The organism is Lysinibacillus phoenicis, from assembly GCF_047238325.1.
GTDB classification, from domain to species: Bacteria; Bacillota; Bacilli; order Bacillales_A; family Planococcaceae; genus Lysinibacillus; species Lysinibacillus irui.
Map to the genome: position 1 here is coordinate 731,074 of NZ_JBDFMP010000002.1, position 26,119 is coordinate 757,192.

The window sequence follows — 26,119 nt, forward strand, 5'->3', positions numbered from 1 at the left end:
TCTGCCCCTCCACCTGGTGACTAGACGTTTTATCTCTTTCTTCTTCACGATTTTAACATGCGTACTTTGAACATCATTAACGACCGTCCCTTCTTTGCTAGTTGCTAAGTAAAGGGTTCCTCGTTTAGTTTATTTGTTTGTTTCACTCATATTTTCATCCTGCGATTCCTTATTTCTGAGATTCAAACAACCTCTCTATTTTATATTTTATACTTTCCTGTTTTCAGTATGTTATTATTAACCCATATTACATATAAATGGTATTTTCAGTGCCACTTCCAGCATAGAGATAAGGAGAGAGTATTCATATGGATTGGTTGAATGTCCAAACACTTATTTGGTTGTTTCCTATTTTATTTATTATCCATGACTTTGAAGAAATTATTATGATAGAAAAATGGTTACATCATAATCGTCATAAGCTGTATGAAAGATTACCCCCTAAAATAGCAGATAAAATGGTAAAACAATTTTCAATGACCACTGCTCAATTTGCTGTTGCTGTATTATTTATCTTTTTATTTGTGAGTCTCTCTACCATTCTAGCTAACCAATATTTCATAAACGGGGTAGCTCTTACTTTCTATTTTTTCACATCCGTCACACTTGTTTTCTTTATCCATGCTTTTACCCATATCGGACAATCGATATTCTTTCGCTCTATCACCCCAGGAGCTATAACATCAGCCATCATTATTATTCCCTATAGTATTATTTTATTTAAATCTTTGTTTAATAGCGGAATCATTACGTGGCATATAATTTTAATAAGCCTTCCTTTTTGCCTATTATTTTTCCCCATTGTCTTTACTGCTCATTGGTTAGGAAAAAGAGTTATCTAAACACATTTTTATCGTTTAAAGTAAGGAAGGAGGAAGTAGAATGACAAAAATTCCGATTTTTTTAAAATTGCTAATTGGTATTGGGTTGGTTATTATCCTAACCTCGTTGTACTTGTTAAAAGACCATCCTTATTATTTATGGATTAGGTGGACAGGTAATATTTTATTTATCGTAGGCATTGTATGGATTCCATTTACTAAAGAAATGGATAAAAAACATGTAAATACTTAGCGAGTCTTATCTAGACCTTCAACAAGTAGGAGTAAACCTTCTGCTTTTTTGCGGTAAATACTCCTACTATGTCCTGATTCATATTATAATAATGTGATAAAATCAGATAAAAAAAGAAGGTCTTTGTATGTTAGAAAAACTAAATGTATTTCTCCAAAAATACATTGCAATCCTGACACCGTTAAGTTTAGTTTTAGGTGTATTCCTAGAAAGCATTGGACATCAATTATTATTCCTCGTATCCTGGCTATTTGCGTTCATGACATTCTCTGGCAGCTTAAATATGAAATTCAAAGATGTCAAAATTTTCATGAAGCATCCCGTACTCATTTTACTTTCAATTCTTTTTCTTCACCTAATCATGCCATTATTGGCTTATTTCTTATCCACCACTCTATTCGATGACCATTTACTGACTGTTGGCTTTGTTTTAGCGGTCGCCCTTCCTACTGGCGTCACAAGTGTTATTTGGATTACAATTTGCAAAGGTAATATGCCATTAGGCTTGTCTATTATTTTAATTGATACGCTGCTTTCACCTTTCATCCTGCCATTCATTCTCTATATCGTTTCAGGTGAAAAAATTGAATTGGATGTAGTCTCGCTGATCTTCAATTTACTATGGATGATTGTATTACCTACCATTTTAGGAATCGTGGTGAATGAACTTTCAAAAGGAGACATTCCTAAAAAATATGGCAAGAAGCTTGCTCCTTTTTCAAAGCTATGTTTATTCGCAGTTATTTTAATAAATAGTAGTGCCATTTCTCCCTACCTAAAGGATATAAATGTGCATCTATTTTTCGTTATACTTTTAGTGTTGATGCTTGCTGTATCAGGCTATGTCTTCGCCTTTCTCATTGGTCGCTATATGTTAAAAGACTATTCACAAATGGCTACCTTTGTCTATACGGGAGGGATGAGAAATATTGCTGTTGGCGTTATTGTTGCCACAACATATTTTCCAGGTAAAGTAGCCATGCCTGTCGTTTTTGGCATGCTATTCCAACAAGTACTAGCTTCTGTTTTTAGTAAGATTGTAATGAAAAACAGAGTTTCTAATGAACTAGTTTAATAATCTACGATAAGGACACCGTTATATAGACGGTGTCTTTATTGTCGCTTTGCCCTTATACTAATGTTTAAGATTACATGTAAAGGATGGGCTGATATGGCATACAATTTCAAAATTACATCACCTACAATACCGACAAATCTTGAAAAGGCAAATTTTCAGGATATTTTTTATGAGGAAGAACCTTATTTAACAAATTGCATGATCGCTGATACTGTCATTGAGCATGAAGATGTTGAACGATTAATCGTCTCTAAAGTTATCTTTAAAAATGTCACATTTATTAATTGTACCTTTAAAAAAATTGATTTAACGGATGTCATTTTTGAGAACTGTGATTTATCGAACTCAAACTTAAGTGAAGGTATCATCCATCGAGTGGTTTTTAAAAACTGTAAACTATTGGGGTTGAATTTTACTGAAGCTAACCTCGGCAATGTATCTTTTGAACATTGTATTGCCAACTTATGCAATTTCCCTGAAGTACGTTTCAAACAAGTACTATTCGATATCACCAAGCTACAAGGTGCCAATTTTTATGATTGTTTACTCAATAAAGTGGCCTTTCATGAAAGTGATTTAAATGATGCCGATTTCTCTCAAACTTCATTAAAAGGGATCGACATAAGTACATGTACATTTAAAAGACTGCAAGTAACGCCCGAAAGTTTGAACGGGTGTGAAGTCTCTTCCGAACAAGCGATAGGCTTTGCTTCATTACTAGGATTGAAGGTTAAATACTAGTTTAACCTTTTTACAGTGCTAGATTATTGCAGGTATAGTGGTGCAGAAAATTAATTCATCCTTTCAACTGTCACAATTTTGTCACTTACGAGGCATTTTTCAAATCTATATACTAACTAAAGTAACAGAAAGGAGTGTTAATAGATGCCCACTACTAGAAAAGAAAGTCTCTATTTTGGTTTAATAATGTGTTTTGGAATGGTACTTGTTATGACACTTTATAATTTTTACCTTAATGATACATTTGGACAAATTTCTTTCTTTGGAGGAATTACTGACTTTATTTTAGGGTTTATGGTTGCCATCATTCTTGACTTGTACCTTGTTGGACCTGTAGCACAAAAAATAGCTTTTCGATTCACAGCTAATACGAATAATATGCCTTTTAAGGTTTTAACCATCTCCACATGTATGGTTATTGGAATGGCCTTTTTCATGTCCATATACGGCTTAGTCATAAGTTATGTTCACAATGGTTTTTCCTCCAAATCGATAATCAAGGATTACCTCTCAGTGTTTGGTAAAAATTTCATTGTAGCATACCCATTGCAACTTATCGTTATGGGCCCACTTGTACGTTTTATATTCACGAAGTTTATTAAAAAGACTCCGAATAACTTAGTATTAAAAAATTAAAAAGGATCCATAATACGACATTCGAAGTAGCTATTTAGAATTTATTCTTTTGGCTACTTTTGAATTGACCTATATTCGCCCATTTGTCCCCTATTTAAACCCCAAACTGTGTAAGGTGATGGTCAAGGTGCTTGTACACTCCTATGCCCCATTGCTCAGAAGTGAGTTTACCGAAAAAAGGATGAGGATGCGTGGTGCATTTCTCTGGTCCGTTATTTTGGAATAGGATTATTTTTTGTTTAAGCTGTTCTTTTTCTCGTTCAAAATCTCTAACATCTGCAATCAAAATCGTTGGAATAGTAGACATATTACGAGGTAGTGTCTTGTCATTGTACATAATTGGCTTCGCAAACCTTCCTACTATTATTCCTAGCCACCCCCTTGGTGGAAAGGAATTTCCCATGGCAATATCTTGAAAAGCCGAACAATGCGCTAGCATTTGTGCAACATTCATTTTTCCCCATTGTGGTTGCGCATTTGGAGTTAATTGATCAATACGCTTTAATACTTCTACTGAATGTATAGAATTAAAAATATTTTTCATGAGTGCGTATCCCCTTTAACCAATAATCACTATCTATTTTATATAACAATCCAATTTATTGTCACTTTTTATATAAAATAGACGTAATTCTTATTGTAGAATTACGCCCATCCATCGTTATTTTCTATTCGATCATTCCATAGCCATCTGGTGCAGGTATAGCATGTTCCGCAGATCGACTGACTGATTCCCAACCCTGCCATATGGCAATCCGTTTTTCCGCATTTTCAATAGCTAAATCGTAGACAACGCTTCCTAGAATTAATCGAAGAGGCGGATTTTCACAATTAACTAGTTTCACAATAGCTTCGGCCGCCAACTTAGGAGCACTATCAACGGATTCTGTTGCATTTTGTTTAGCCAATTTCTCACGTAATGAATCATATTCTAGTTTCTGTGTAGTGAAGCCCATTTTTAAATAAAGATTCGTCCAGTATCCCCCAGGTTCTACTATCGTTACTTTTATTCCAAAATGAGCAGCTTCCTGTGCTAAAGCCTCGCTCAATCCCTCTAAAGCAAATTTACTAGCACTGTAAACTCCCGACATAGGGCCCGTAATGAGTCCACCGATACTAGATATTTGAATAATATGACCTGAACCTTGCCCCCTTAAGTAAGGCATGACTGCTTGGCAAACCCAAACTGCTCCAAAAAAGTTCGTTTCCATTTGACTTCTTACTTCTTCTTCCTTAAATTCTTCAATCATTCCTAAAGTCATATTACCTGCATTGTTTATGACAATATCAATTTGTCCAAAATGTTTAATAGCTTCTTTTACTGTAGCAAAAACATCGCTTCTATTCGTAACATCAAGTCTTAAGGGCAACAACCTTCCTTCAAATTGGCTTTGTAACTCCTTCAGTTTTTCAATATTTCGAGCAACTCCAACTACCTTATCCCCTAACTCCAAAGCTCTTTTCGTAAATTCATATCCCAATCCACTACTAGCACCGGTAATAAACCAAACTCGTGCCGTTTTAATATGATTTCCTGTCATTAAGAATCTCCTCCGCTTCATCCTATTTTGTTAGGCAGCAATTAATTCCAATTATTATAAGAAAACAAAATCGAAAAAATAAAAAGCATAGGCAATCTGCCCATGCTCCAAACATATAGAATGATTCAATTGGATCCATCTTTATGACACTTTTTCTAAAAAACAAATAGAAAAAGCAGAGACAATGTCCCCTGGTATAAAACCGTATCACGAAGGGTTTCCGTAAAAAGACAGATCTATCCTATTATCTCTGAGCATAAGCAGAGCCTTTGAACGTATAAAATTAACGATTCAAAGATAGGATATCAATCATTCGGAAGCCTCCATTCATAAAAGTTAATTCAAGTATATCACTTTACCATGATATGTAAAATAGTATTTTGATTAATTTAAGAAATTTTCCGTTAGTATTTCTCAATTTTTATTGTTATATGTTCTTTGCTTATTGTGACCTTTTCTTTTTCAGAAACTTTCTTTATAGAATCCTCCACAATTTGTTGAATTAACGTATCAGCAACTTTTACATCCTTCGGAAAACTTACGGATACAGTCAAATCTTTAAAATTACCATCGACCATTATTGCACCTATTGACTCGCTATTAAGATTTGTTTGTTCTGGAATAGATCCCATTATTTCATTATGTACTTCTGAAAAAAAACTTGATTCTGGTGATAAATTTGCATCATTTTCATTATTTTCAGAAATATCTATCACTTCGACTTCTGATTCTCCATTACAGCCAACCAACATAATTGAACTAAATAAAACCCCTGAAATGATTGCCTTTTTTAACACTCCTATTTCCCCTTTCAAAATCAATGATATATCTCGCAAGTTTGACGCAAAAAATAACAAAGGTTCCAAAAATTATAAAACTATTCGTACTCTTTAGAAGCCTTAATAGATGTTACTCCATAAATTTGAATCAAAATAAAAAAGGACAAATCCTTTCTAAAAAATGCGGCGTTTAATTAAGATAAATTATAATTAATGTACTTTTGACTTAAACGTAGGCTTTCAAGGTGAGAAACTCTGCCTCATGTTTAGGAAAATTGTTTTTTTATTCCAGAATCATGTAAAATATAAAAGTGCATTTAAAAAGTTATGTTCTCACTCTGTTGCGAAATGGGTTCAATTGTACCCTACCTTATTATTGGCGGATAGAACCTTGGAATTGAAGGATAACCATCAAAAAGTGGTGGATAAAATGCTCAAAGTGAAGGATAGCCCTTAAACCAGTGGATAGAAACCCTGAATTGAAGGATAACCATCAAAAAGTGGTGGATAAAATGCTCAAAGCGAGGGATAGCCCTTAAACCAGTGGATAGAAACCCTGAATTGAAGGATAACCATCAAAAAGTGGTGGATAAAATGCTCAAAGCGAGGGATAGAACCCTGAAAGTGAAGGATAGTCCTTAAACCAGTGGATAGAAACCCTGAATTGAGGGATAACCATCAAAAAGTGGTGGATAAAATGCTCAAAGCGAGGGATAGAACCCTGAAAGTGAAGGATAGCCCTTAAACCAGTGGATAGAAGAAGATGAACTATGCTTTACTATTTCAAAAGCTGGTGCTAAAAATATTGCTAATATTTTAGTTGAAGCGGTGCCTATTGCTCAGCCTGTTGAGCATCTTGTAGGTCGCAAAGAAACAATAAATAACGAGGTGAATTTTAGTGTTAGAAGAGATACATAAATCAATAAAAGATTTAAGCGGTAGCGAAGCAAAGAACCTTTTATTAAGCATGATGTTGCGAATAAAAATGATGCAAGAAGCAAAAAATTCACCAGAAGAGATTTTAGAACAATTAAACTCTTTATCCAATTTATTTTTCGAAGTTGTACAAAATAGAAATCATGTTGAAGGAGATTATTCAACAGTTCATATAGTGTTTGGCGAATCTCCTGCTGGTTCTTTACGTGTAGGATTAGGGCGTGAGAATAAAATAATCGGATTTCCTGATTTCTTTGCTGTTGGTCCAATTTGGGCACTTCACCAAGAGGTTGGTCGTAAGTACCGACATGGGTGGTTGAAGGACCATCTTAATTATTCCGATGACTATCTTGAGGAAGAGTACGAAAATAGATTTTCAAAAACGCTTGCAGAAATAGATGGTTTAAACAATGAGATCCCTATTGTTATATGGACTGCTGAAAATGCAAATGAGCAAACTGGCTTACGCTATCTTTTATACTTGCTCAAAGAAAAAAAGAATAAGGTTTACGTGATTAACACTACTTTTGCTTTTCAGGAACTATTTAACACACCTGAATATGGGTGTTTGGATATCCATACGGGCGAAGTAACCGGTGAACAATTAAACAAAATCTATCAAGAAAAATTATCTGTCCCTTTAAGTGATGAGGCTAGAAAACAATTGGAAAATGAATGGATTGCATTAGCCGAATCAAAAGGTTTGGTGAGGGTTTGGGAAAATAACAAAATTAACACGGTGAATGAAGATTACTTGGATGATTTTATTGTCAATACGGCCCAACATTTGCATGCTAAGCAAAGTGAAAAAGACTTTATGAAATCTGCAAGGTTAATCGGGGAAGTTTATGGACAGCACAATCAATTAGGCGATGTTTTTATAGAATATAGAGTGAGAAGCCTAATCTATAAAGGAGTTTTTGAAATTAAGGGAATTCCTAAAGCAATGAGGTATTATAGTGTGAAACTAAGGTGACTAGTTTGTGAAAAAATCCACTTGAACTATAGGGACTTTTCTACAATAAGGTCCCTATTTGGGGGTCACATTAAAAAATTTATTAGCAAAATCCAATAATTTTATTGAAAATACAAAAAAGTATGACTATAATAAATTTCAAATATTTAAAAAACGAAGAACAGAATAAGTATGTCATTCCCTTTAACGAAAGAGAGCAATCGGTAGCTGAAAAGATTGTGTTAAACAATGATTGAAAGACATCTGTGAGTGTTATCCTGAAATAAGTAAGGATAGACGGTTTGCAACCGTTAAAAGCAATGAGTTGGCTACATATGCAGCAATTAGGGTGGTACCGCGAGATAGGCTCTCGTCCCTGACAAATGTCAGGGGCGGGAGCTTTTTTATTTTAAGGAGGTGAGTGTCCGTGGATGATGACGATGATGATAAAAAAATAAAAGGATTAAAAATTTGGGAGGTAACCATCATGCATACAAATCTAAAACGTACACTTGCCAACGAGTGTATAAAAAAAGTGGGAGAAACGGTAAAAGTCCAAGGCTGGGTAAAAAAAGTAAGGCACCTTGGAAATATCAGTTTTTTAGTGATAAGAGAGCGAACTGGTGAACTGCAATGTGTTTTAGAAGGAGAACTTGCTGGCGTCATTATCGAAACAGAAAGTGTTATCGAAGCTATCGGAGAAGTCGTTTCAACAAATAAAACAGGACTTGGCATTGAACTGCTTCTAAAGTCAGTAAAAGTGATTAACAAAAATAGTTTACTTCCTTTTGAAGTAAATAAAAAAGAAGTAAACACAGGACTTGAGAACCTTTTAAATCATCGGGTATTATCACTCCGTCATGAAAAAATAGCTTCAATTTTTAAAATAAAATCAACTCTTGAAGAGGCATTTCGTGAATATTTAACAAATATGGGTTTTATCAGAATTTTTACACCAAAAATTGTTTCTCAAGGTGCGGAGGGTGGCGCCAATGTTTTTAAATTAAATTATTTTGGGAAAGAAGCATTCCTTGCACAATCCCCTCAATTTTATAAACAAATGATGGTGGCTTCAGGTCTTGAGCGTGTATTTGAAATTGGTCCTGTTTTCCGTGCGGAAGAGCACAACTCTTCAAGACATTTAAATGAATATATTTCTCTGGATTTGAAATGGCTTTTATAGAAGATTATGAAGAATTAATGGTGCTAGAAACTGAAGTTATAAAATTTATGTTTGAAAAAGTAAAAGAAAAAAATGAAAACGAGTTAAAGCTTTTGAAAATTGAGGTCCCCACTATAACTGATATTCCAAAACTAACATTATATGAAGCTAGAGAACTTTTAAAGAAGTGTTATAAAAAAGAAATGCCAGAAGGTGACCTCAATACTGAAGGAGAAAAACTGATTGCAAACTATATAAAAGAAACGACGGGGAGTGAATTTGTCTTTATTACAGAGTACCCGAAAGAAAATAGACCAATGTATACAATGCCTGCAGAAAATGGATTAACTAAATCTTTTGACCTCTTATTTAAAGGTCTTGAAATCACATCTGGTGGCGAACGAATTCACGAATATGAAATGCTTGTAGCATCATTCAGAGAACAAGGACTTAACGAGGAAAACTTCCAAAATTATTTAAACACATTCAAATATGGTGTGCCACCGCATGGAGGTTTTGCTATTGGTCTGGAACGTTTAACAGCAAAACTCCTTGGCTTAACGAACGTTCGGGAGGCAAGTGCTTTCCCGCGAGACATCAATAGATTAACTCCTTGAATGATCATTTCGGTAATTATTAAGCCCACTTCAAATAAGTGGGTTTTCTTGTTTTTGGATTTACACGACTTCCTAAATTCCAAAAGAACTGTTTGAATTAATATAGTAAATTAGATGGTCAGTCCATTCGTCAAATTCATAAATAAACCCTTTTCTTATACATTCAAATTGCATTCCAACACTTTCCGCCAATCTTACAGAAGGGGTATTATCCAGATTGATGTGTGCTTCTATACGATGAAAATTTAGCTTTTCAAATGCAAGAATAATAGCTGCTTTTACTGCTTCCTTTGCATATCCTTGTCTCCAAAATTGATTATGAATGCTGTAACCAAATCTTGCCCATTGAAAATCCTCCCTCATTATTGTCGAAAAATCGATTGAACCAATATGTGTATTATCCTCTTTTCGGAATATCCCAAATACATACACTTTATCATCTAAAGCCATTCTTTGATGATTATCCACTAAATCCCCAAACCAATCTTTCGTACAAACACTCATATCAATCTTACCTTCATCATATTTGTGTTGTGAAGGAAATCTATTTTCAAACTCTGTTATCCAAGGAGTGTAATCTTCTCTTTCAAGCGGTCTAATAACTAATCGATCTGTTTCTATGTAGTAATTGAATTTTATCAAAAGAACACCCCAACGTAATTTTTTATCTTTTATAACTAACTGTAAGTAAAGTGAAAAAGCATATTCAAATTTAAGAAACACTTTATTAAAATAGGAATAAACAATAATAATTAACTGATCAAAATAAAGATTATTCAAACCTTCTAAGTTATCCTATTACCTGCCCCGATAAATTTAACCCCATTGCTTCTCTCGCTTAAACTCTAACATAAATATCCAGATATTTAAATATACATAATATGGATTTTAGCAAATAGAAACTACATTTCATATTATTAAAGAAATGCCCTTGATGATTAATCATACTTTAATCAGAATTAATTATTACATTCTCCGCAACTTGTTTCTGTTCAGTAAAATTAGCCTTTTCTATTAAATCGAATGATACTTTTTGTCCTTCTTTAAGAAACCTGAATCCATCTGAAAACCTTTCGTTATCAGGTAAGATTGAACAGAAATGAACGAAAACATCATTTTTATTCTCTCCGTCAAGCATAATACGACCATACCCCTTTTCTTCTTTAAACCATTTAACTATTCCCTCTCTTTTCATATCTTTTTGTCCTCCTGTTCATACAACTACTTAAATCACCTAGATTTTAACATAAACATTTACAACTCTTTTTATATAATAATTGGTACAATCGAATTGTAGAAATGCGCCTGAGTAACGATAATAAATAAGAAATTGAGCTTTGGCATAGTACCTGATCTTGCGAAGGGCATTTAATTTAAGTTATGGAGTTGCTTTGGCAGCTCTTTTTTAGCAGGTGCTTTATGCAGCAAAAGCATTCCCAAATCAAAGTTAGGTAACAACACCCTAAACCTTGCTTTGGGAAGCTTTTTCTCCATCAACATTTGGATCAATATATTATTTTTTTGGATTTCGATTGATAAATTCAATAATATCGCTTCTCATATAAGATATCGCATAATCATAATAAAAGTAACGGTCAATCTCTCCATTCTTTAGTGCTTTATCTAATGCTTCAAATTGTTTTTCTGCTAGGTATGATATCAATTGTTGAGGATAGATCTCATGTTTTTCTGCCATTTCAGCTATCGTTTTTCCGCTATCCCATTCAGACCTGTATTCTTTTTCACTCATATCAAGGAACTTGTATAGATTCTCATAGTCGTACGTAAAATGAAATGTTTGGGGAACTTTTCTCTCATAAATATCTTTAAATTCTTCGTTGTCTCTATTTGCAAAAACTCCTTCAACATTACCTGTTAGATTCAAGGTAATAAAAGCTATAAATACTAATACAAAAAGTCTTCTCATCTTTCGAACCCTCCATTTTACAACTATTGTTCCCGTTGGATTGCTATTCATACGTTTTGAATAGATTGATGGTGGCTATTGCATTGGACATAACCACTCTCTATAGAAATAGGCACCATTCTTTTTCAAGAATCGCGCCAGCTTGTTGTTAGATTTTTTAAGGGCTTTGCTTTGGTGTGAAAAATGTTGGGGCATAATCTACATTTTTGAGCCAAATATACTCTTGACCTGTTAAAGTATTTTTTACCCATACATCACCTTTCATTTGCTCTGCCTTCTTTCGAAACCAAGTAAGATAGGGTCCAACAACTTGAGGATCTTCGTCAAGTTCATTCTCCCCTGGAGATGTAATTTGTTTTTGCTCTCCCGTTCTTATGTTGATAGCGTAAAGAGCTGTGAACATAGTTGGTACAGGACCGACTTTCCACTCCTTGTTTTCTTTCGCACGAGCCACAATGACTAAATCTTTAGAGTACCATTCCAGATCAAGGTCTACAAAGCCTTCAGGTGTATATTCTTTTTGTTGTTTAATTGTAGGTATTTCGGCAATCGTCATGTGCTTGTTTTCAACGAAAAATCTTCCTTCTCCTGATATATAAGCTAATTCATTGGCGAATGGAGCCCACTTAAACCAATCTTTAAACCCTAACATTTTCCCCACAGATTGGAAATATTTTCCTTGTGATGATAAAACACTTAATGTATTACTGTCCATTGACCAAGAAGCTGTAGGTACAACTAAAAAGCTAACCCACTTGCCGTCAGAACTCCACTTAAAATAATCGGCATCAATCCCAAATAAGTCAGGTACTTTCGTTTGAATTGTAAAAAAAGGCTTTATCTTATCCTTCGCAAGATTTGCATCTACCGGAATTCTATACAGTGGGATTGGGCTCCATCCTGTAGGAAGTAGGTTGGATTGTGATGAAACAATAAATTCTTTGCCGTTTGGAAACCATTCAAAAGCACTAACACCTAAAGAGACATTTTCAAATCCTTGTGGGCGGCCATTCTGTATATTTGTCACATTTAATATACCTTGCTCGGTGTAGGCCAGCTGATTTTTGTTTGGTGACCATTTAAAGTCAGAGGTTACGACCCTTACGTAAGGTTGGTAGCTGTCATTTTCCTTCCTATCATAAATGAATAAATCCGATTTTTCTCCCTTTTCATCACCATCAATATATCCAATGAAACGACCGTCATATGACCATTTCGGCGAATATATATAGCGGTCCTTCGTAAGTTGTATTTCTTGACTCCCCTCTTTGAGCCATAGCTGATGATCACGGATAAATACAGCTGTTAGTGGGGTTTCAGCATTTGCTATCGATGAAACATGAAAACAGAGTAGAGTGAGTAGTATTAAAATTCGAATTCCCACATCCATCTCTCCTACAATAATGATTTAACAATTACTTTGCCCAAATAGCTAACAATTATCCAATTCCCATAATCTGCACTTATACTAAAGAAAAAGCACGATTCTATCTATAGAATCGTGCCCTTTCATTGAATATCATAAATGATTGGAATATCAAATTGATGACTTTACCCTTTCTTAACAAGAGGCAAACGATGTTGAAATGTTAGACAATAAGAAAAAAAAGCGGATTTGAGATGAATCCGCTTTTTTTGTACTTAGTTGATCTCAGTTTCTAATGTGTCTTTCCAATCTTGGTCATCGTCATCTTCATCAAGAACAACATTATAAATTTTCCATTTACCATCATCATTTTTCTTAAGATAAGCAGTTCCTGATAAGTCAATTGTCGTGTTAAAAGACATATCTGGAGCTGTCAAAGATACTTTATATACTAAGTTATCAATGCGGACTTGAGCAAAATGATTACTTACAGAAACAGCATTGATCTCATTTTCACCAATCTGTTCCATTGTGAGTTTAATATCTGATTCTTCAATCATACCTGTCATATCCAAACTATCCAGTGAATAAGCCAGTTGGTAACCAATTGTCGTATCACGATAAAGGGCTTTTAATGCTTCTACATCTTGTTGTTTAGTGAATTTCATCTCATCTTTAATGTTACGATCCACTGTTTGAATGATTGCAAGTTGATCTTCATCTGTTCCTGGCACTAGATGCAAGGCACGGTCAATCATCACGATCGCTTCAGCACGAGTTGCGTCATTGTAAGGTTTGAAGATATCTCCGTACCCTTTGATAATTCCTAAAGCTGCCGTTTTCATAACCGCTTCATAGGCAAAATTCCCCTGTGGTACATCAGGGAATGCTTTTCCTGTTGCTGTAAAATCAAGCTTTGTCTTGAATGCACGGTAAATCATGACTGCCATTTCATTACGTGTAATCTTATCATTCGGTCGGAAAGCACCGTCTGGTTTACCATTGATAATGCCTTGGCTACTGGCAACCTTAACATACTCGTAATACCAATTTGCCGGTTTTACATCAGGGAACGTTTTTACTGTTTCACCTGCACGTAGATTCATCGAATTCACTAAAATTTTCGTAAATTCAGCACGAGTAATCGAATTTTTTGGTTTTACTGAGACGTATGTATATTCATATTTCTCTCCATCTTCCTCAAACGATTCTGTTTCCACATATCCGTCAATAATATCCGCATATAAGAAACGCTCCAATTCATTGTATGCCCAATGATCATAATCGACATCATCCATATAATACAAATCAATGGATTTTTCTGCTGCTTCTGCTGGAGAAACGGTAATAAACCCAAATAGTACAAGGGAAGATAATAAAACATATAGTGCTTTCATTGGTTTGCCTCTACTTTCTTCTATTAAATTTTTTCCAATAGTCGTAGTTTACATGACTGCTACAAATTTTAATAGACTGTAAAATATGGAAATATAATATGTTTTCGAGTAAGACGATTCATATACAATTACCGTAATCTGGTAGAGGTTTTTAGCTATTGTTTTTGGTTACCTTTAAAAGGATCATTACTACCGAAAAGAAAGTATTTCAGGGAAAGGGATTTTCCAGGGGGCAAAGGAGTTTGATTAGGAAGAAAAGCAAGAATTGCTGAATTCTAGAAAGACGCTATTCTTATTCTGAAAAGCGCCCTGGTGAAAGTCTGTTATTCAATTAAAACATCCGCTAGTAATAAAAAAATTATTCAAGCTTTAGTTTTAAACCTTCGTGCGTTGCTTTAAAACCTATTCGCTCATAAAACTTTAACGCATCTGGCCTTTGTTTATCAGTCGTAAGTTGAACAATATGACATCCACGTTCTTTCGCACGCTGAATTGCCCATTTTATAAGTCCAGTACCTACACCCATTCCTCTTACAGTAGAAGAAATTCTAACTCCCTCAATAGTAGCTCGCCATCCACCTGTATGTGTTAGATAAGGAGTAAACGTAATTTGTTGTACGCCAATCACTTCATTACCGTGACATGCCACTATTAACTCGTTATTAGGGTCGGATGTAATAGCCTCAAATGCTTTTTTATAACTATTGGGAAGTGGATGCTCATATCGCTCTCTGGTACGTCCCAAAACATCATCTGCAAGCATTGCAACAATACTTTCTAAATCTTGCTCTGTAGCTATTCTATATTCTGTTTCCAATTAAATCCCTCCTTAAATAATCAGTCTTTAATTATCCACTTTCGTGAAAGTTCAAATTGTGCAATTAATTACTTGAAACACTATTTAAGTGCATTTTTGTAGAAAATATTATCAACAGCTTGATCATCAAATAGCAGTACCAATCCCCCTTTTTCTATAACATATCACATACAGTCTATAAATAATAATAGGGGTTAATTATAAAAATTCATAAATTTTCCTTATGACCTAAATCAATCAATTGCCCTCGAATGGAAACAGTTCTATCGATATTGCCAAATAATAATGTTCTTTTCATTTAGAAAAAACACCCCTATAGATTACAAAATCTAAAGGGGAAAAACGTTAAAGGAAATCTAGTAGGTTACCTCGGAATCTTCTTGCTTTGGTGTAAATGCGATAAAAAGTGCAATTAAATTAGGTGGGATACTAAATATTAAGAACAGCCAGTTTGTCGTCAGGATCGAAATTATTGTAAAAACGATAATTGATGTAACAAAGACGATTATACCAATTTTCACGCGGGAGGGCTTCAACGGGGCTGTACTGGACATGTTGATGGTCAAAATAATTCCAATGATTCCCCAACTCGCTATGTGTGTTAATAAAAGGATACCTAAAACCATAGCAGTGCTTAATTTAATTCCAAAAATGATTAACGTAAAGAAAACATACAGCGCTCCTAACGTCACATACCATGAATAGGATCTCGCCTTTTGCCAAATATGGTAGTACAGCTCGTCTAAACCTCTATTTTTTCTAGCTTTCTTTCGTCCGAACCACCATCCAAGGAGTCCACCTATCACTCCCCCATACAATCCAATCATACCCCAGATATTAAGCTCCATCATTACATTCTCCCCTCTTCAAATATAAACACTTCTTCAATTGTGCTATTGAAAGCTTTAGAAATGTTGTAAGCAAGCTCTAAGGATGGATTGAATTTTCCTGATTCAATAGCAATGATTGATTGCCGAGAGACGCCTACTTGTCTCGACAATTCTTCCTGAGTAATCTTCTTCAATTTTCGTAATTCTCGAATTCTGTTTTTCATATAGCCTCCTTTATAAATGTAAAGCAAACTGTACATTTATCGATAAGTAAAGTTTACTTTACATATTTATATATGTCAAGCAAGCTTTACAATTTAATTTTTAGTTAAAAAAACAAAAAGCAAAACGTGTAGAGTAAAGAATTAATGAAATAAAAAACGCATTCCTTACTAAAGAAATGCGCTGGATTATACGATGCTATGCCCTTCAATCCTTTTTAAACAACATGAAAAAAACGAATTCTAAAATCAAAATCCGTTCTTTCGATCTTATGAATTCTAATGCAATGATGTGGCAACCCATTGGCGCTGATGGGTTATACTAGCTAAGCTTTTATATAAATGAAGGTGAGGTTTTTGACAATTAAAAGCGTTCCATCGTTAAATCCGTATTTACTGAAACCGCAGCTTTATTACCTTTAGCAGCTGATATCATTAAAGAGGATGGTTTTGATCTTTCGGTCTCCCCTGCAATATATACATTTTTTTGGGTTGTTCTACCAACACCATCTGTTATAACTTTCCCATCTTCTTGTATGTCACAGCCTAGCCTCTCAGCAAATTGATTTGGGCGATAATAAGATGGGGCAACAAATCCACCCGTTCTACTTATTGTTGCTCCTGTTTCAAACTCTATTTTTTGTAAATAACCGTCATTACCTAATAAGTCTTTTATCTTTTCCGATATAATTTTGATATGGTGTTTTTGTAACTCTGTTTTGCCTTCTTCAGATAATTGAACTCCGTTCGTTAAGACAACCAAATCCTGCGACCAATTATAAATTAACTTAGTCAAATGCAGTACATGCTCTTCTTTTTCTGCAATAACCACTAATGGCTTATCTTTTTGCTCCCAGCCATCACAATACGGACAACTAAATAGGCTTTTGCCATAAAATTCTCTCATACTGGGTATAGTAAATATTTCCTGAATACCTGTGGCGAGTATTATTTTTTCTGAAACAAATTCCTGACTAGTAGCTGTTTTAACAGTAAATCGCTCATTACCTGTATCCTTAATGATTTCCGTAACAGTTGCAGTAAAATATGATACGGACGGGTAAATCTCCAGCTCTTTCAACGCTGTTTCTTTAAACGCTTGTGGGTCTATCCCATCACGAGTAATAAATCCATGTGATGCTTGTGTCACTCTATTCCTATTCGTTCCATCGTCCAATAATGCAATGTTTCTCCTTGCCCTTCCTAAAGTTAAGCTAGCACTTAACCCAGAAGCACCTCCACCTATAATGATACAATCAAGGACATTCATTTTTTTACCTCCGTATTGATTTGGTTTTCTATAGAAGTGTTATTTGCATTAGAGGACTAGATTATTTCATACATCATGGATTTCCATTCTTTACACACACTACTATTGAATATGAGAAACGGTGTATTTAGCTCAACTGAAATAATCCATAGATCATGCGCTAATATGATTGAAAAAGGCACAATTCATCTTCTAGAATTGCGCCACTATTGTGGAATATCGTTTATTAAGCTAAAGTAACTGTTACTTCAATAACGCATTTTGTTAGACTTTTTTTTGATTTAATCCTCTAAATAATCAAATTTTCTAGCGTGTTCTACTTCTTGAATGGAAACTTGGCGTGTTAATTCATCTGTTTCGGAGATATGGTAGGAATCCCATTCATCATTAACGGCAATTTCTTCAGGGTCTTCATATAATTCATCATAATTTTCAAAGTCCCCCTCAAAATCGGACGGAGATTCGGAAGTTCCGTATTTTGCTACAACCTGAAACACATCTTCATAATCATGAATATCATCCTTGTCATCTCGGCCAGAAAAAGAATTGTCAACTGGAGGAAGCATCACTTGCTCTTCAACCGGTCGATCGGTTGGAACGTCTTTTGCTGTATGTTCAATACAAAAAGCGGTATAAGGCAATGCTACCAATCGATCATATGGGATATCTTGTTGACAAACTTCACACACGCCGTAGGTTCCGTCCTCAATCTTTTGTAAGGCGGCATTTACTTTTGCTAACTCATCATCGTCATGAACTTTTAACGCCATATCTTTTTCACGTTCGTATAATTCAGTACCTAGATCTGCTGGGTGATTATCGATCGTTGACAATTCGTCAACAGAATCCCGTAAACTTCCTCGTTCTAAATATTCATCATCTGTATCCATTCTTCGTTGGAGCGAGTGTTTTTGTTCAATTAACATATTTTTTAACTTTGATATTTTTTTCTCACTTAGCATCGTCATCACGTCCTTTTCATTATTATGAACGAATATGATTTTAATTATTTGCTAAAGAATAAGTTTAAATACAAAAACGAAAAGACAAAAAATAAAAATAGTACTAAACCTACTACAAATTACACATTGTATCTCTAATATGAAATAAATATTTCTTAGAGCAATACACCCAATTATGAAAAGCAACAATTATCCAAAGTAATTATGAAAACACCAAACAACAAGAAAAATACTTACTATTCCCCAAGCAGTAGTACTCCATATCCACCAAATTACCGATTTAGCTTTTGATGGATTTTCCTCATCTTCCATATTTACTTTTATCAAGGCAACCTTATTTTCCATACCTTTTTTCATAGAAATGAGAACAACAAATCCAATTAAAATGAAACCAATTGTTATCCAAAGTAATAGGTCCACTTTTACACTCCCTTTATACAAAATAAAGTACCCTGTGAAAATAATAATTATTTCATTAAATGCTGAAACTTAAAATTCCCAAAGCGTAGTTTGGAATAATTGTTTCTAAATGTTGATTTAAAGTGTTCTTGAATTTGAATTTAATATATTGGTTCAGCAATCTATATTTATATCATAGTGTATATTCATCTTAATTTTGTTCAACTCTTTATCAATTTTGGAAATTAACTTATGTAACTCTTCATTTTCTAAAGCGGAAAAGGTTTCTCCTCTTTGTTTGTTTAAAATCACAGTTTGATTAATCAGCCTCAAACAAGATTTAATCAATGCTAAATCAATATTTATTGCTTCTTTACTTGTGTCTAATCCATACATTTGCACCACTCCTTACTATGAATTATATGTCAGTTGTATTTACTTTTCTACCAAATAGTGGGTGTGTGAAAAACGCAATAGTGGTAGAGTACAATAATCCTTAGAGGATATTAAAAAGGCTTCACAAACTGTCGTTTCGACCATTCGTTAAAGAATACTATGGCCCTTTTCATGAAGAAAGACGCTTTCCTTATTAGAAAAGCGCCCGGCTGTTGAAGATTGAAAAGACTTAATATGGTGGGATGCCCTATAAATTCCCTCAATTAGTAAAGGGCATTCTTACTATATTCTTCTCCTCAGCATCAATCAATAGATAAAAAAATGTTCACGACTTTTTCTATAGAGTCACAGACAAATCTGTCAGCTCAAAATACCACTCTAGGAAAGAGTTAAAGCTTTTCCATTGTGAAGTCAATTTACCCGCAAAAAAATCTTCCATCTGCTGGCCCAAACCTAGGCCAAACACTTCGTCAGTATTCTTGTTATAAAAAAAGCCAAACTCCCCATCAAAATTATCCAATGGAATATAGTCTTCAGGCAGGTTTAACACGACATGAGTTCTCTTCATGCCTAACAAATAATCAGAAGTATTGATCATAAACCAACAAATCTGATAGATTTCACGTCGCCTACTAAAGAAAGTCGGCCCATCCTCAGCATGCAAATAAAAAGTAGCAAAATCAGAACCCAAATCGATGTCTAACTTTACTAAAGCTTCTTTATACTCCTCTTCAATGTCTTCAAACCACCAGTTTTTACTTTTGCAATAGTTGATTACTTTTTCCGATAGCATCTCGACTTCTCCTTGCTATTTAATAAACTATATGTAAATATATTCCTAAGTATATCATATCTCCTTTCCTATTAATTGAAAGTAATCACATCCATTCACACATCTCTTCTCTTCCTCTAAATAAAAAAAGGCACAATTTTTGCTTCGAAACTGCGCCTGATAAATCATCATTAAAATAAAAGTCCCCATTAGTTAAACAAATTTTATATTTTTCTTCACAGAAATTTCTACCATAGAATAGAATAAACCTGCAATCCCAAATAAAATAATCGAGCTGACAATATTTAAATGATATTCTACAATAAAACGAGAACCATATATGACTATTAAAGAAAAAGCCCCTATTCCCCCACCAAATAAAGTAAAGGTAGCCATTTTAAACATCTGATTTTTCATAAATTTACTGAGAATAAATGTTAATGGCCAAAATGTAAGAGGATATAGAATGAAAGCATAGGAACCCATTAGGAATACATAACCAATTCCAAAATCACGAAGTCCTGTCATGTATTCTGATGTCCTGATTTTATTTCCTTCTAAAATTTCTAATCCCACACCAGCTAAGGCAAACAGCACGATAAAAGGTACCCACATAATTAAACAATGATAAATAGTTTTCATTCTAATTCTTCCTCTTATGATATTTTACTAGAATGCACTTCTTAACAAATTTAACGAAACTAGAGGAATAAAGTTACAATGTATCTTCTACTAACTGGTCAACAATCAAGATTGCGGCATTTTCTTTTCAACTGCTAATTGCTTTGGTTAATGCAACTCTATTATTCACCTACCGCTGTAACAGCAATGCTCCAGACAATGAATACAAAAGATATAGTTAACCAAACTGTGTTAGTAGTAGTTGGTTGTTCTTTTTTTATTTTCTTTATTATTGCAACAAGGTTTAGACAAAATGTAATAGCTAAAATTGGCATTACATAAATACTAATGAACGTAAATACTATCATCTATAAAACATTCACCTCCACTATGGTTATTCAAGCTTCTCACTATATCACTTAGTTTTTTACTCAATCATCATAAGGAGGAATCGCAGTTTGACTTGCTCCACTATCTCTCCCATCCTGCCAACTTTTTAATAGCTCTTCCAAGCTTCACCATATCCTCAAGATATAATGAAATACTGAAACCACCCCCGTTAACTCCTTGTGGATCCTTTAGCCAAGTGTATTTATTTATCCCCAGCGAATGAAAAAGATATTTTTCGGCAAATGAAGCAGTGGAAATTCCAGAAATTTTTTGTATGATTGCACTTAGTAAATGGGAGTCTCCTGAATTATACTGAAAGGTTGAACCTGGTTTATGTATAATTGGCTGTTCTAGTATGTATTTAACCCAGTTTTTTGACCCCTGGAAATTTCCTATTTGTAACCCCGAAGTCATAGTCAACAAATGAAATATTGTAATTTCTTTCTTTTGCGGATCATTAGACTCTAATATCTCTGGAAAATAGTTTTGAATGGATTCGAGAATATTTTTAATTAACCCTTTATCTACCATAATTCCAATTAAAATAGAAACAATGCTCTTTGTAATGGAATTTACCTTTAAAGGCTTCTCGACTACCTTTTTATTCTTCAAGTACTCGTAGATTCGAGTATCCCCTTTATGAATGACAAAAGCTTCAATTCTAATGCCTTTAAGTTTCTTTTCTAACTCATTTAACGATAATTTACTCAAACTTCAAATCCACCCCTTTCACAAACATCCTACTCATATGTATTCTATTTATCTTGGGATTTTCCTCCAAATAATACATTAATTAAATTAAAAGGCATTGGAAGTGGCAAACGCCAGCCTCCAATGCCTAAAGACAAATGCATGATTAATTGTCGGTGCTGTTACTTACCCACGACCAGCTTGGAAATCAGGATATAAAGTCATTCCACCATCTGCAAATAAAGTGATTCCTGTTACATAGCTAGCTTGGGAAGAAGCAAGCCATGCCGCTACGGCTGCAATTTCTTCAGGTTTTCCGATATACCCCATCGGTACCATGCTTTCTACATCTGCACGTTTTGCTGGGTCTGCAAATTTTTCCGCATTTATAGGTGTATTAATCGCTCCAGGCCCGATGTTGTTGATACGGATTCCTTTAGGAGCATATTCTAAGGCTAATGTTTGTGTCATCAGCTTAATTCCACCTTTACTTGCTGCGTAGTGCACAAACAAAGGCCATGGGATCATTTCGTGAACACTGGACATATTGATAACAGACCCTTTAATATCGTTCTCCACGAAGTATTTAATTGCTTCTCGACTTCCTAAAAACGCACCCGTTAAATTGGTATTGATAACTCTATTCCAGTCACTTAACGGCATTTCATGTGAAGCTACTGGATTTTCAATACCTGCATTATTAATCATCACATCGAGGGTTCCAAATTTATTCACAGCAGTCTGTACCAGGTTGATGACATCCTCTTCAACTGTCACATCACCTTTTACAGCTATGGCATCCCCACCTGCTTTTTTTACTCCCTCAACAACAGCATTGGCCTCATTTTCATCTGAGCGGAAATTAACGATAACTTTTGCTTTCTCCTCGCCAAAGCGTAATGCCATTGCTTTTCCTAATCCTGTTGAAGCACCTGTAATAACAATAACTTTTCCTTCTAAATCTGAATACATGTAAAATCCTCCTTCTTATCCTTTCGCCATCCCTAACATAATTCCAGCGGCGACAATAAAAATAATCCCAATTACTATAGCTATCATTTGTCGTTTTGTTTTTTTCTCACCAATGATAAATATTCCACCTAAAGTTGAAATCACGATTCCCATTTGGGAAAGTGAAAAGCTCGTGGCTACTCCGACACGTGGCTGAGAAATAAATAAAAACATATTCCCCGCAGCCCAAATTAAGCCGGGGATAATATTACGGATTGCATATTTGTTAAATGGTTTATGCTTAAAGGTTAATAAAATCCCACCTATAACCATCCCGATTGCTTGTGGCAATAAAGCAGACCAACCATTGACATCAAACAAGCGAACTACAACCACATAGACTAAATATCCGAATGTTGAAATAAGGAGAATTAATATCCCTTTTTTCAAATTGCCACCATTGTCCTCTTTTTTCTCTTCTGGATTCGGAAGAGATGTAAGAACAATCCCAACAATAATACTAATAAGCGCCAGAACACCTAATATAACCGACATTGTTGTTGACCATTCATGAAACACAATAACGCCAAATAAAGTTGTGGCTACTAACTGTAAACCTGTTGAAATCGGCATGGTTTTAGATACACCCATTAAATCAATACTTTTTAATTGATTTGCTTGTCCTAATGCCCAAAAAAGACCTGAAACAATGCCGACCCCCAAAACTACAGGTGTCAGTTCTGGTTTAACTACAAAATAAACCCCTATGGAGAAAAGCAGTGCACCAATTGTTGTTCCAAGTACTTGACTATAGGGACCACCACCAAGCTTGACATTAAAGAGCACAATACTTCCCCAAAACAGAGCTGGTAAAATCGCTAGGAAGATATCCATCTTTTGCTCCCCTATCTATAATATATTTTTTATTGATTGGCCATTTTGCCCAGTACTGTACGTTTCGCTTGCAATATGACAGCTCTTTGCATGTTTATTACGATTAGTAGTTCTTCTCATTTTAAGGAGAGAAGCACAATAGTAATATGAAACGTAACAAAAACTTTTATACCATTGATATAAAAACGGACTTAAAACTAAATGAGAACCAAATCAAAGAGTTCATTGCCAAAACAACCAATCTGCATTACAAACCTGTTGATATTGAACAATTGATACTCATATAGAAAAACCTCCTTTCAACATATCTCGAATTCAAGATAGTTATTAATCAATATCTCAAATTCGAGATATTATTTACGAGTAAAATCATATTCCCACGTCACAGATTTGTCAATAAAACAAAATTTGGAAAACCAATAAAAAATTTATTGGTTCGTTGAATGAATGCTACTATATGTTAAGAAACTAAAGTATCTTTCGTACAAAAAAACCAGTTCCGCAATGGTACTGGTTAGAAATATATATTCATTACTTAAAAAATTTAATTCGTTCTTCAAGTGGGCGGAATTCTTTTTCACCAGGTGTGACTGTTGGATTACCAAATGGCATTTGCGCAATAAGCTTCCAATTTTCAGGTATAGACCATTCTTTTTTTACTTCATCATCAATTAGTGGATTATAATGCTGTAAAGAAGCTCCTAATCCTTCTGCTTCCAATCCTGCCCACACTACTAATTGGTGCATACCTGATGCTTGATTTGACCAAATTGGAAAGTTCTCAGCATAGGGAGCAAATTGCTCTTGAAGCGATTTAATTACAGCCTCATCTTCAAAGAATAATACGGTGCCATACCCTGCCTTAAAGGAATCCATTTTTTGTTGAGTTGCTGAAAAGTCTTGGTCTCCAACTACTTTTCTTAAAGTTTCAGTTGTGATGTCCCATAATTTATTATGTGCTTCACCTGATAATACAATCAAACGTGCAGATTGAGAATTGAATGCTGATGGCGTATATTTCACAGCAAATTCTACAATTTCTTTAATTCTTTCATCCGATATTTTTACCGCTTTACCAATTCCGTAGTAAGATCGTCTTTCTTTAAGTGTCGTATAGAAATCTTTAGCCATAATTTTGTTCCTCCAGAAAATATTTTTTAACATGGTATCTGTCGCTAGATATTATGACTAACTAATTTGTTTTATATTCATAAAAATATATTGCCCAAACAAAAATTAGCGTATTTAACTAGTGGATGTAAGAAGAAACCATGGAAATAGCTTATTTAGATTTTCCATGGCATCGAAAAATGTTATTAATTTTTATAATGGGCATTCCTAACTCAGCAGATAAATTTTAAAAACCAATTTTTCTGCTAAACTGTTAGGCTTTTTTATACTCTACGGAGGTCTTGCTTGACTGGGCTCGAGAAAGCGCCATCGTTGTGCCAATAGCTATCGTAACTCCTAATGCACCTATCCAAGTAACTGAAGATAGTGATATTTTCTCCACAAAAACACCTCCAATTCCTGCTCCAGCAGCCATTGCCAGTTGCATTACGGATTGATTTAAGCCTAATAAGATACCAGATGATTCTGGCTCGATGGTAGCCAAGTTATATTGTTGTGTTGGTCCCGATGTCCATGCTGCAAATGACCATAGTATTAATACTATTAATACACTAATATAGGAGTTTGTTACGACAGATAATAATACTAACATGATAATATGTAACAGCATGCCACCTATCAATGTTTTTTGGACTCCCCAACGATCTGTACTAAATCCACCAAATTTAGAACCAAACAAGCTTGCGATACCGAAAATTAGTAATACGCCACTTAGATAGTTTTTCCCTATTCCTGATACATGTAACAAGTATGGTGAAAGGTACGTGTAAGCAATTGAGTACCCACCAACCCAGAAAAAAGTAATGGCTAATCCAATTGCCACCTTTCTTTTCTTTAAAAGTGCCAACTGCTTAACTAATGGTACAGATTTATCACCCTCAATAAGTGGAATCGTCGCTCTTATTATAATGATTGCAATAATTCCTAGTAGTGCTATCCCGCCAAATACCGCTTTCCAGCCAAATGCGCTAGAAATAATTCTGCCAACGGGCACCCCTATAATTAATGAAGCTGTAAAGCCCATAACTACTGTAGCAATTGAGCTGCCTTGCTTCCCTTCTGGTGCAATTTTTGCAGCGATCGTTAATGCAGTAACTACGACCATCCCTGCTCCAAGTGCCATAATGACACGAGCCATCACAAATAATCCGTAACCAGGTAGGATGAACGCTAAGATATTACCTATTACGAACAAACCTAGCGAAAAAATCATTAACTTACGTCTATCCATACTAGACGTTATTCCCATAGAAATAGGTGTAAATATTGCATATACAAGCGAAAATATTGTAATTAATTGACCTGCAGCAGCTAAAGTTATGCCAAGTGAATCGGCTATCGTATCTAAAATTCCTGAAATTATATATTCAGAAGTTCCTACTAAAAAACTGACGATAGCCAAAATATAGATCTTTATTGTGTTAGACAAGTGATGTCACTCCTTTAAATCATTTATATATATAGATATATAGACATATCTCAAATTATCGATATGTTAGTTCAAAAAAATATAAAATTTTCTAGCTAGCCTAAATGAAACTGAACTCTTTAAAGAACGCACAAAGA

At 34.6% G+C, this 26,119-nt stretch carries 28 protein-coding genes, 1 pseudogene and 1 other annotated feature; of the genes and pseudogenes, 7 read left to right on the forward strand and 22 right to left on the reverse strand.

Features of this window, described 5'->3' with window-relative positions:
* The first annotated feature begins 308 nt into the window (after nt 1–308).
* The 5 genes from ABC382_RS05005 (at nt 309) to ABC382_RS05025 (ending at nt 3,529) form a co-directional block, all read left to right on the forward strand.
* On the forward strand, nt 309–842 hold the full coding sequence (locus ABC382_RS05005; RefSeq protein ID WP_412926632.1) for an HXXEE domain-containing protein: 534 nt from the start codon (nt 309–311) through the stop codon (nt 840–842).
* Nucleotides 843–882: 40 nt separating this feature from the next.
* Nucleotides 883–1,074 (forward strand): hypothetical protein, encoded by a 192-nt coding sequence (locus ABC382_RS05010; protein WP_274796950.1) that lies wholly within the window; start codon nt 883–885, stop codon nt 1,072–1,074.
* A gap of 127 nt (nt 1,075–1,201) precedes the next feature.
* Nucleotides 1,202–2,149: a bile acid:sodium symporter family protein gene (locus tag ABC382_RS05015; protein WP_412926633.1), complete on the forward strand. Its 948-nt coding sequence runs from the start codon at nt 1,202–1,204 to the stop codon at nt 2,147–2,149.
* 96 nt (nt 2,150–2,245) lie between these two features.
* Nucleotides 2,246–2,893 carry a pentapeptide repeat-containing protein gene (locus tag ABC382_RS05020; RefSeq protein ID WP_407135946.1) on the forward strand — a complete coding sequence of 216 codons (648 nt, stop codon included), beginning with the start codon at nt 2,246–2,248 and terminating at the stop codon, nt 2,891–2,893.
* Between the two features lie 144 nt (nt 2,894–3,037).
* Complete coding sequence (locus ABC382_RS05025; RefSeq protein ID WP_322610967.1) at nt 3,038–3,529, forward strand: DUF2798 domain-containing protein; 492 nt, start codon at nt 3,038–3,040, stop codon at nt 3,527–3,529.
* Between the two features lie 94 nt (nt 3,530–3,623).
* Here the strand turns inward: ABC382_RS05025 and ABC382_RS05030 are convergent, their stop codons facing one another.
* The 3 genes from ABC382_RS05030 to ABC382_RS05040 all read right to left on the reverse strand — a co-directional run bounded on the left by ABC382_RS05030 (nt 3,624) and on the right by ABC382_RS05040 (nt 5,867).
* Nucleotides 3,624–4,073 carry a DUF1569 domain-containing protein gene (locus ABC382_RS05030; RefSeq protein ID WP_341386109.1) on the reverse strand — a complete coding sequence of 150 codons (450 nt, stop codon included), beginning with the start codon at nt 4,071–4,073 and terminating at the stop codon, nt 3,624–3,626.
* Nucleotides 4,074–4,197: 124 nt separating this feature from the next.
* Nucleotides 4,198–5,070 carry an SDR family oxidoreductase gene (locus ABC382_RS05035; protein ID WP_412926634.1) on the reverse strand — a complete coding sequence of 291 codons (873 nt, stop codon included), beginning with the start codon at nt 5,068–5,070 and terminating at the stop codon, nt 4,198–4,200.
* Between the two features lie 404 nt (nt 5,071–5,474).
* A complete protein-coding gene (locus ABC382_RS05040; RefSeq protein WP_341386107.1) occupies nt 5,475–5,867 on the reverse strand; it encodes a topoisomerase in 393 nt (130 codons plus the stop codon).
* 880 nt (nt 5,868–6,747) lie between these two features.
* Here ABC382_RS05040 and ABC382_RS05045 point away from each other — a divergent pair.
* Together ABC382_RS05045 and aspS are read left to right on the forward strand one after the other, a co-directional pair.
* Nucleotides 6,748–7,761 carry a DUF1835 domain-containing protein gene (locus ABC382_RS05045; RefSeq protein ID WP_412926635.1) on the forward strand — a complete coding sequence of 338 codons (1,014 nt, stop codon included), beginning with the start codon at nt 6,748–6,750 and terminating at the stop codon, nt 7,759–7,761.
* Nucleotides 7,762–7,908: 147 nt separating this feature from the next.
* Nucleotides 7,909–8,121, forward strand: a binding site (T-box leader).
* Between the two features lie 106 nt (nt 8,122–8,227).
* Nucleotides 8,228–9,519, forward strand: a pseudogene (aspS, locus tag ABC382_RS05050) (aspartate--tRNA(Asn) ligase).
* 72 nt (nt 9,520–9,591) lie between these two features.
* On the opposite strand, the gene ABC382_RS05055 reads toward aspS, so the two are convergent.
* The 19 genes from ABC382_RS05055 to ABC382_RS05145 form a co-directional block, all read right to left on the reverse strand.
* Nucleotides 9,592–10,161, reverse strand: coding sequence for a GNAT family N-acetyltransferase (locus ABC382_RS05055; protein ID WP_407133869.1), 570 nt, complete (start codon nt 10,159–10,161; stop codon nt 9,592–9,594).
* Nucleotides 10,162–10,468: 307 nt separating this feature from the next.
* The gene (locus ABC382_RS05060) at nt 10,469–10,714 is read right to left on the reverse strand and encodes a cold-shock protein (RefSeq protein WP_407133837.1); all 246 of its coding nucleotides are present in this window, start codon (nt 10,712–10,714) and stop codon (nt 10,469–10,471) included.
* 318 nt (nt 10,715–11,032) lie between these two features.
* Entirely contained in the window at nt 11,033–11,446 is a 414-nt protein-coding gene (locus tag ABC382_RS05065) for a hypothetical protein (protein ID WP_312506094.1), read from the reverse strand.
* 157 nt (nt 11,447–11,603) lie between these two features.
* Nucleotides 11,604–12,830 carry a TolB family protein gene (locus ABC382_RS05070; protein ID WP_412926636.1) on the reverse strand — a complete coding sequence of 409 codons (1,227 nt, stop codon included), beginning with the start codon at nt 12,828–12,830 and terminating at the stop codon, nt 11,604–11,606.
* A gap of 257 nt (nt 12,831–13,087) precedes the next feature.
* Nucleotides 13,088–14,209 carry an S-layer homology domain-containing protein gene (locus ABC382_RS05075; RefSeq protein WP_322610973.1) on the reverse strand — a complete coding sequence of 374 codons (1,122 nt, stop codon included), beginning with the start codon at nt 14,207–14,209 and terminating at the stop codon, nt 13,088–13,090.
* Between the two features lie 358 nt (nt 14,210–14,567).
* On the reverse strand, nt 14,568–14,972 hold the full coding sequence (locus ABC382_RS05080; protein ID WP_322611032.1) for a GNAT family N-acetyltransferase: 405 nt from the start codon (nt 14,970–14,972) through the stop codon (nt 14,568–14,570).
* A 410-nt stretch (nt 14,973–15,382) separates the two neighbouring features.
* Nucleotides 15,383–15,877: a hypothetical protein gene (locus tag ABC382_RS05085; protein WP_412926637.1), complete on the reverse strand. Its 495-nt coding sequence runs from the start codon at nt 15,875–15,877 to the stop codon at nt 15,383–15,385.
* A complete protein-coding gene (locus ABC382_RS05090) occupies nt 15,877–16,080 on the reverse strand; it encodes a helix-turn-helix transcriptional regulator (protein ID WP_312506099.1) in 204 nt (67 codons plus the stop codon). The genes ABC382_RS05085 and ABC382_RS05090 overlap by 1 nt, the downstream gene beginning before the upstream one ends.
* Nucleotides 16,081–16,441: 361 nt before the next feature.
* Complete coding sequence (locus tag ABC382_RS05095; protein WP_412926638.1) at nt 16,442–17,347, reverse strand: NAD(P)/FAD-dependent oxidoreductase; 906 nt, start codon at nt 17,345–17,347, stop codon at nt 16,442–16,444.
* 281 nt (nt 17,348–17,628) lie between these two features.
* A complete protein-coding gene (locus tag ABC382_RS05100) occupies nt 17,629–18,309 on the reverse strand; it encodes a TraR/DksA C4-type zinc finger protein (RefSeq protein WP_274796935.1) in 681 nt (226 codons plus the stop codon).
* Nucleotides 18,310–18,498: 189 nt separating this feature from the next.
* Nucleotides 18,499–18,729, reverse strand: a complete 231-nt coding sequence (locus ABC382_RS05105) for a hypothetical protein (RefSeq protein WP_322610976.1) — start codon at nt 18,727–18,729, stop codon at nt 18,499–18,501.
* 153 nt (nt 18,730–18,882) lie between these two features.
* On the reverse strand, nt 18,883–19,104 hold the full coding sequence (locus tag ABC382_RS05110) for a phosphoglycerate mutase (RefSeq protein WP_322604968.1): 222 nt from the start codon (nt 19,102–19,104) through the stop codon (nt 18,883–18,885).
* A gap of 337 nt (nt 19,105–19,441) precedes the next feature.
* Nucleotides 19,442–19,897 (reverse strand): hypothetical protein, encoded by a 456-nt coding sequence (locus ABC382_RS05115; RefSeq protein WP_322610977.1) that lies wholly within the window; start codon nt 19,895–19,897, stop codon nt 19,442–19,444.
* 192 nt (nt 19,898–20,089) lie between these two features.
* Complete coding sequence (locus tag ABC382_RS05120) at nt 20,090–20,518, reverse strand: hypothetical protein (RefSeq protein WP_322610978.1); 429 nt, start codon at nt 20,516–20,518, stop codon at nt 20,090–20,092.
* 450 nt (nt 20,519–20,968) lie between these two features.
* Nucleotides 20,969–21,598 carry a serine hydrolase domain-containing protein gene (locus tag ABC382_RS05125; protein ID WP_322610979.1) on the reverse strand — a complete coding sequence of 210 codons (630 nt, stop codon included), beginning with the start codon at nt 21,596–21,598 and terminating at the stop codon, nt 20,969–20,971.
* 165 nt (nt 21,599–21,763) lie between these two features.
* A complete protein-coding gene (gene gdh, locus ABC382_RS05130; RefSeq protein ID WP_274796929.1) occupies nt 21,764–22,549 on the reverse strand; it encodes a glucose 1-dehydrogenase in 786 nt (261 codons plus the stop codon).
* A 15-nt stretch (nt 22,550–22,564) separates the two neighbouring features.
* Nucleotides 22,565–23,422: a RhaT/GlcU family sugar-proton symporter gene (locus ABC382_RS05135; protein WP_322610980.1), complete on the reverse strand. Its 858-nt coding sequence runs from the start codon at nt 23,420–23,422 to the stop codon at nt 22,565–22,567.
* Nucleotides 23,423–23,953: 531 nt separating this feature from the next.
* Nucleotides 23,954–24,553 (reverse strand): nitroreductase family protein, encoded by a 600-nt coding sequence (locus ABC382_RS05140; protein WP_322610981.1) that lies wholly within the window; start codon nt 24,551–24,553, stop codon nt 23,954–23,956.
* A gap of 253 nt (nt 24,554–24,806) precedes the next feature.
* On the reverse strand, nt 24,807–25,982 hold the full coding sequence (locus ABC382_RS05145; RefSeq protein WP_412926639.1) for an MFS transporter: 1,176 nt from the start codon (nt 25,980–25,982) through the stop codon (nt 24,807–24,809).
* Nucleotides 25,983–26,119: the final 137 nt, after the last annotated feature.

Bases quoted from the DNA above. Each gene is read 5' to 3' on its own strand.
- ABC382_RS05005 (WP_412926632.1), top strand. From the start codon at position 309: ATGGATTGGTTGAATGTCCAAACACTTATTTGGTTGTTTCCTATTTTA.
- ABC382_RS05110 (WP_322604968.1), bottom strand. From the start codon at position 19,104: ATGTATGGATTAGACACAAGTAAAGAAGCAATAAATATTGATTTAGCA.
- ABC382_RS05025 (WP_322610967.1), top strand. From the start codon at position 3,038: ATGCCCACTACTAGAAAAGAAAGTCTCTATTTTGGTTTAATAATGTGT.
- ABC382_RS05140 (WP_322610981.1), bottom strand. From the start codon at position 24,553: ATGGCTAAAGATTTCTATACGACACTTAAAGAAAGACGATCTTACTAC.
- ABC382_RS05035 (WP_412926634.1), bottom strand. From the start codon at position 5,070: ATGACAGGAAATCATATTAAAACGGCACGAGTTTGGTTTATTACCGGT.
- ABC382_RS05080 (WP_322611032.1), bottom strand. From the start codon at position 14,972: ATGCTTGCAGATGATGTTTTGGGACGTACCAGAGAGCGATATGAGCAT.
- ABC382_RS05020 (WP_407135946.1), top strand. From the start codon at position 2,246: ATGGCATACAATTTCAAAATTACATCACCTACAATACCGACAAATCTT.
- ABC382_RS05090 (WP_312506099.1), bottom strand. From the start codon at position 16,080: ATGAAAAACAGAATTCGAGAATTACGAAAATTGAAGAAGATTACTCAG.
- ABC382_RS05015 (WP_412926633.1), top strand. From the start codon at position 1,202: ATGTTAGAAAAACTAAATGTATTTCTCCAAAAATACATTGCAATCCTG.
- ABC382_RS05030 (WP_341386109.1), bottom strand. From the start codon at position 4,073: ATGAAAAATATTTTTAATTCTATACATTCAGTAGAAGTATTAAAGCGT.
- ABC382_RS05010 (WP_274796950.1), top strand. From the start codon at position 883: ATGACAAAAATTCCGATTTTTTTAAAATTGCTAATTGGTATTGGGTTG.
- ABC382_RS05060 (WP_407133837.1), bottom strand. From the start codon at position 10,714: ATGAAAAGAGAGGGAATAGTTAAATGGTTTAAAGAAGAAAAGGGGTAT.
- ABC382_RS05085 (WP_412926637.1), bottom strand. From the start codon at position 15,877: ATGATGGAGCTTAATATCTGGGGTATGATTGGATTGTATGGGGGAGTG.
- ABC382_RS05100 (WP_274796935.1), bottom strand. From the start codon at position 18,309: ATGCTAAGTGAGAAAAAAATATCAAAGTTAAAAAATATGTTAATTGAA.
- ABC382_RS05135 (WP_322610980.1), bottom strand. From the start codon at position 23,422: ATGGATATCTTCCTAGCGATTTTACCAGCTCTGTTTTGGGGAAGTATT.
- ABC382_RS05095 (WP_412926638.1), bottom strand. From the start codon at position 17,347: ATGAATGTCCTTGATTGTATCATTATAGGTGGAGGTGCTTCTGGGTTA.
- ABC382_RS05120 (WP_322610978.1), bottom strand. From the start codon at position 20,518: ATGAAAACTATTTATCATTGTTTAATTATGTGGGTACCTTTTATCGTG.
- ABC382_RS05065 (WP_312506094.1), bottom strand. From the start codon at position 11,446: ATGAGAAGACTTTTTGTATTAGTATTTATAGCTTTTATTACCTTGAAT.
- ABC382_RS05075 (WP_322610973.1), bottom strand. From the start codon at position 14,209: ATGAAAGCACTATATGTTTTATTATCTTCCCTTGTACTATTTGGGTTT.
- ABC382_RS05115 (WP_322610977.1), bottom strand. From the start codon at position 19,897: ATGCTATCGGAAAAAGTAATCAACTATTGCAAAAGTAAAAACTGGTGG.
- gdh (WP_274796929.1), bottom strand. From the start codon at position 22,549: ATGTATTCAGATTTAGAAGGAAAAGTTATTGTTATTACAGGTGCTTCA.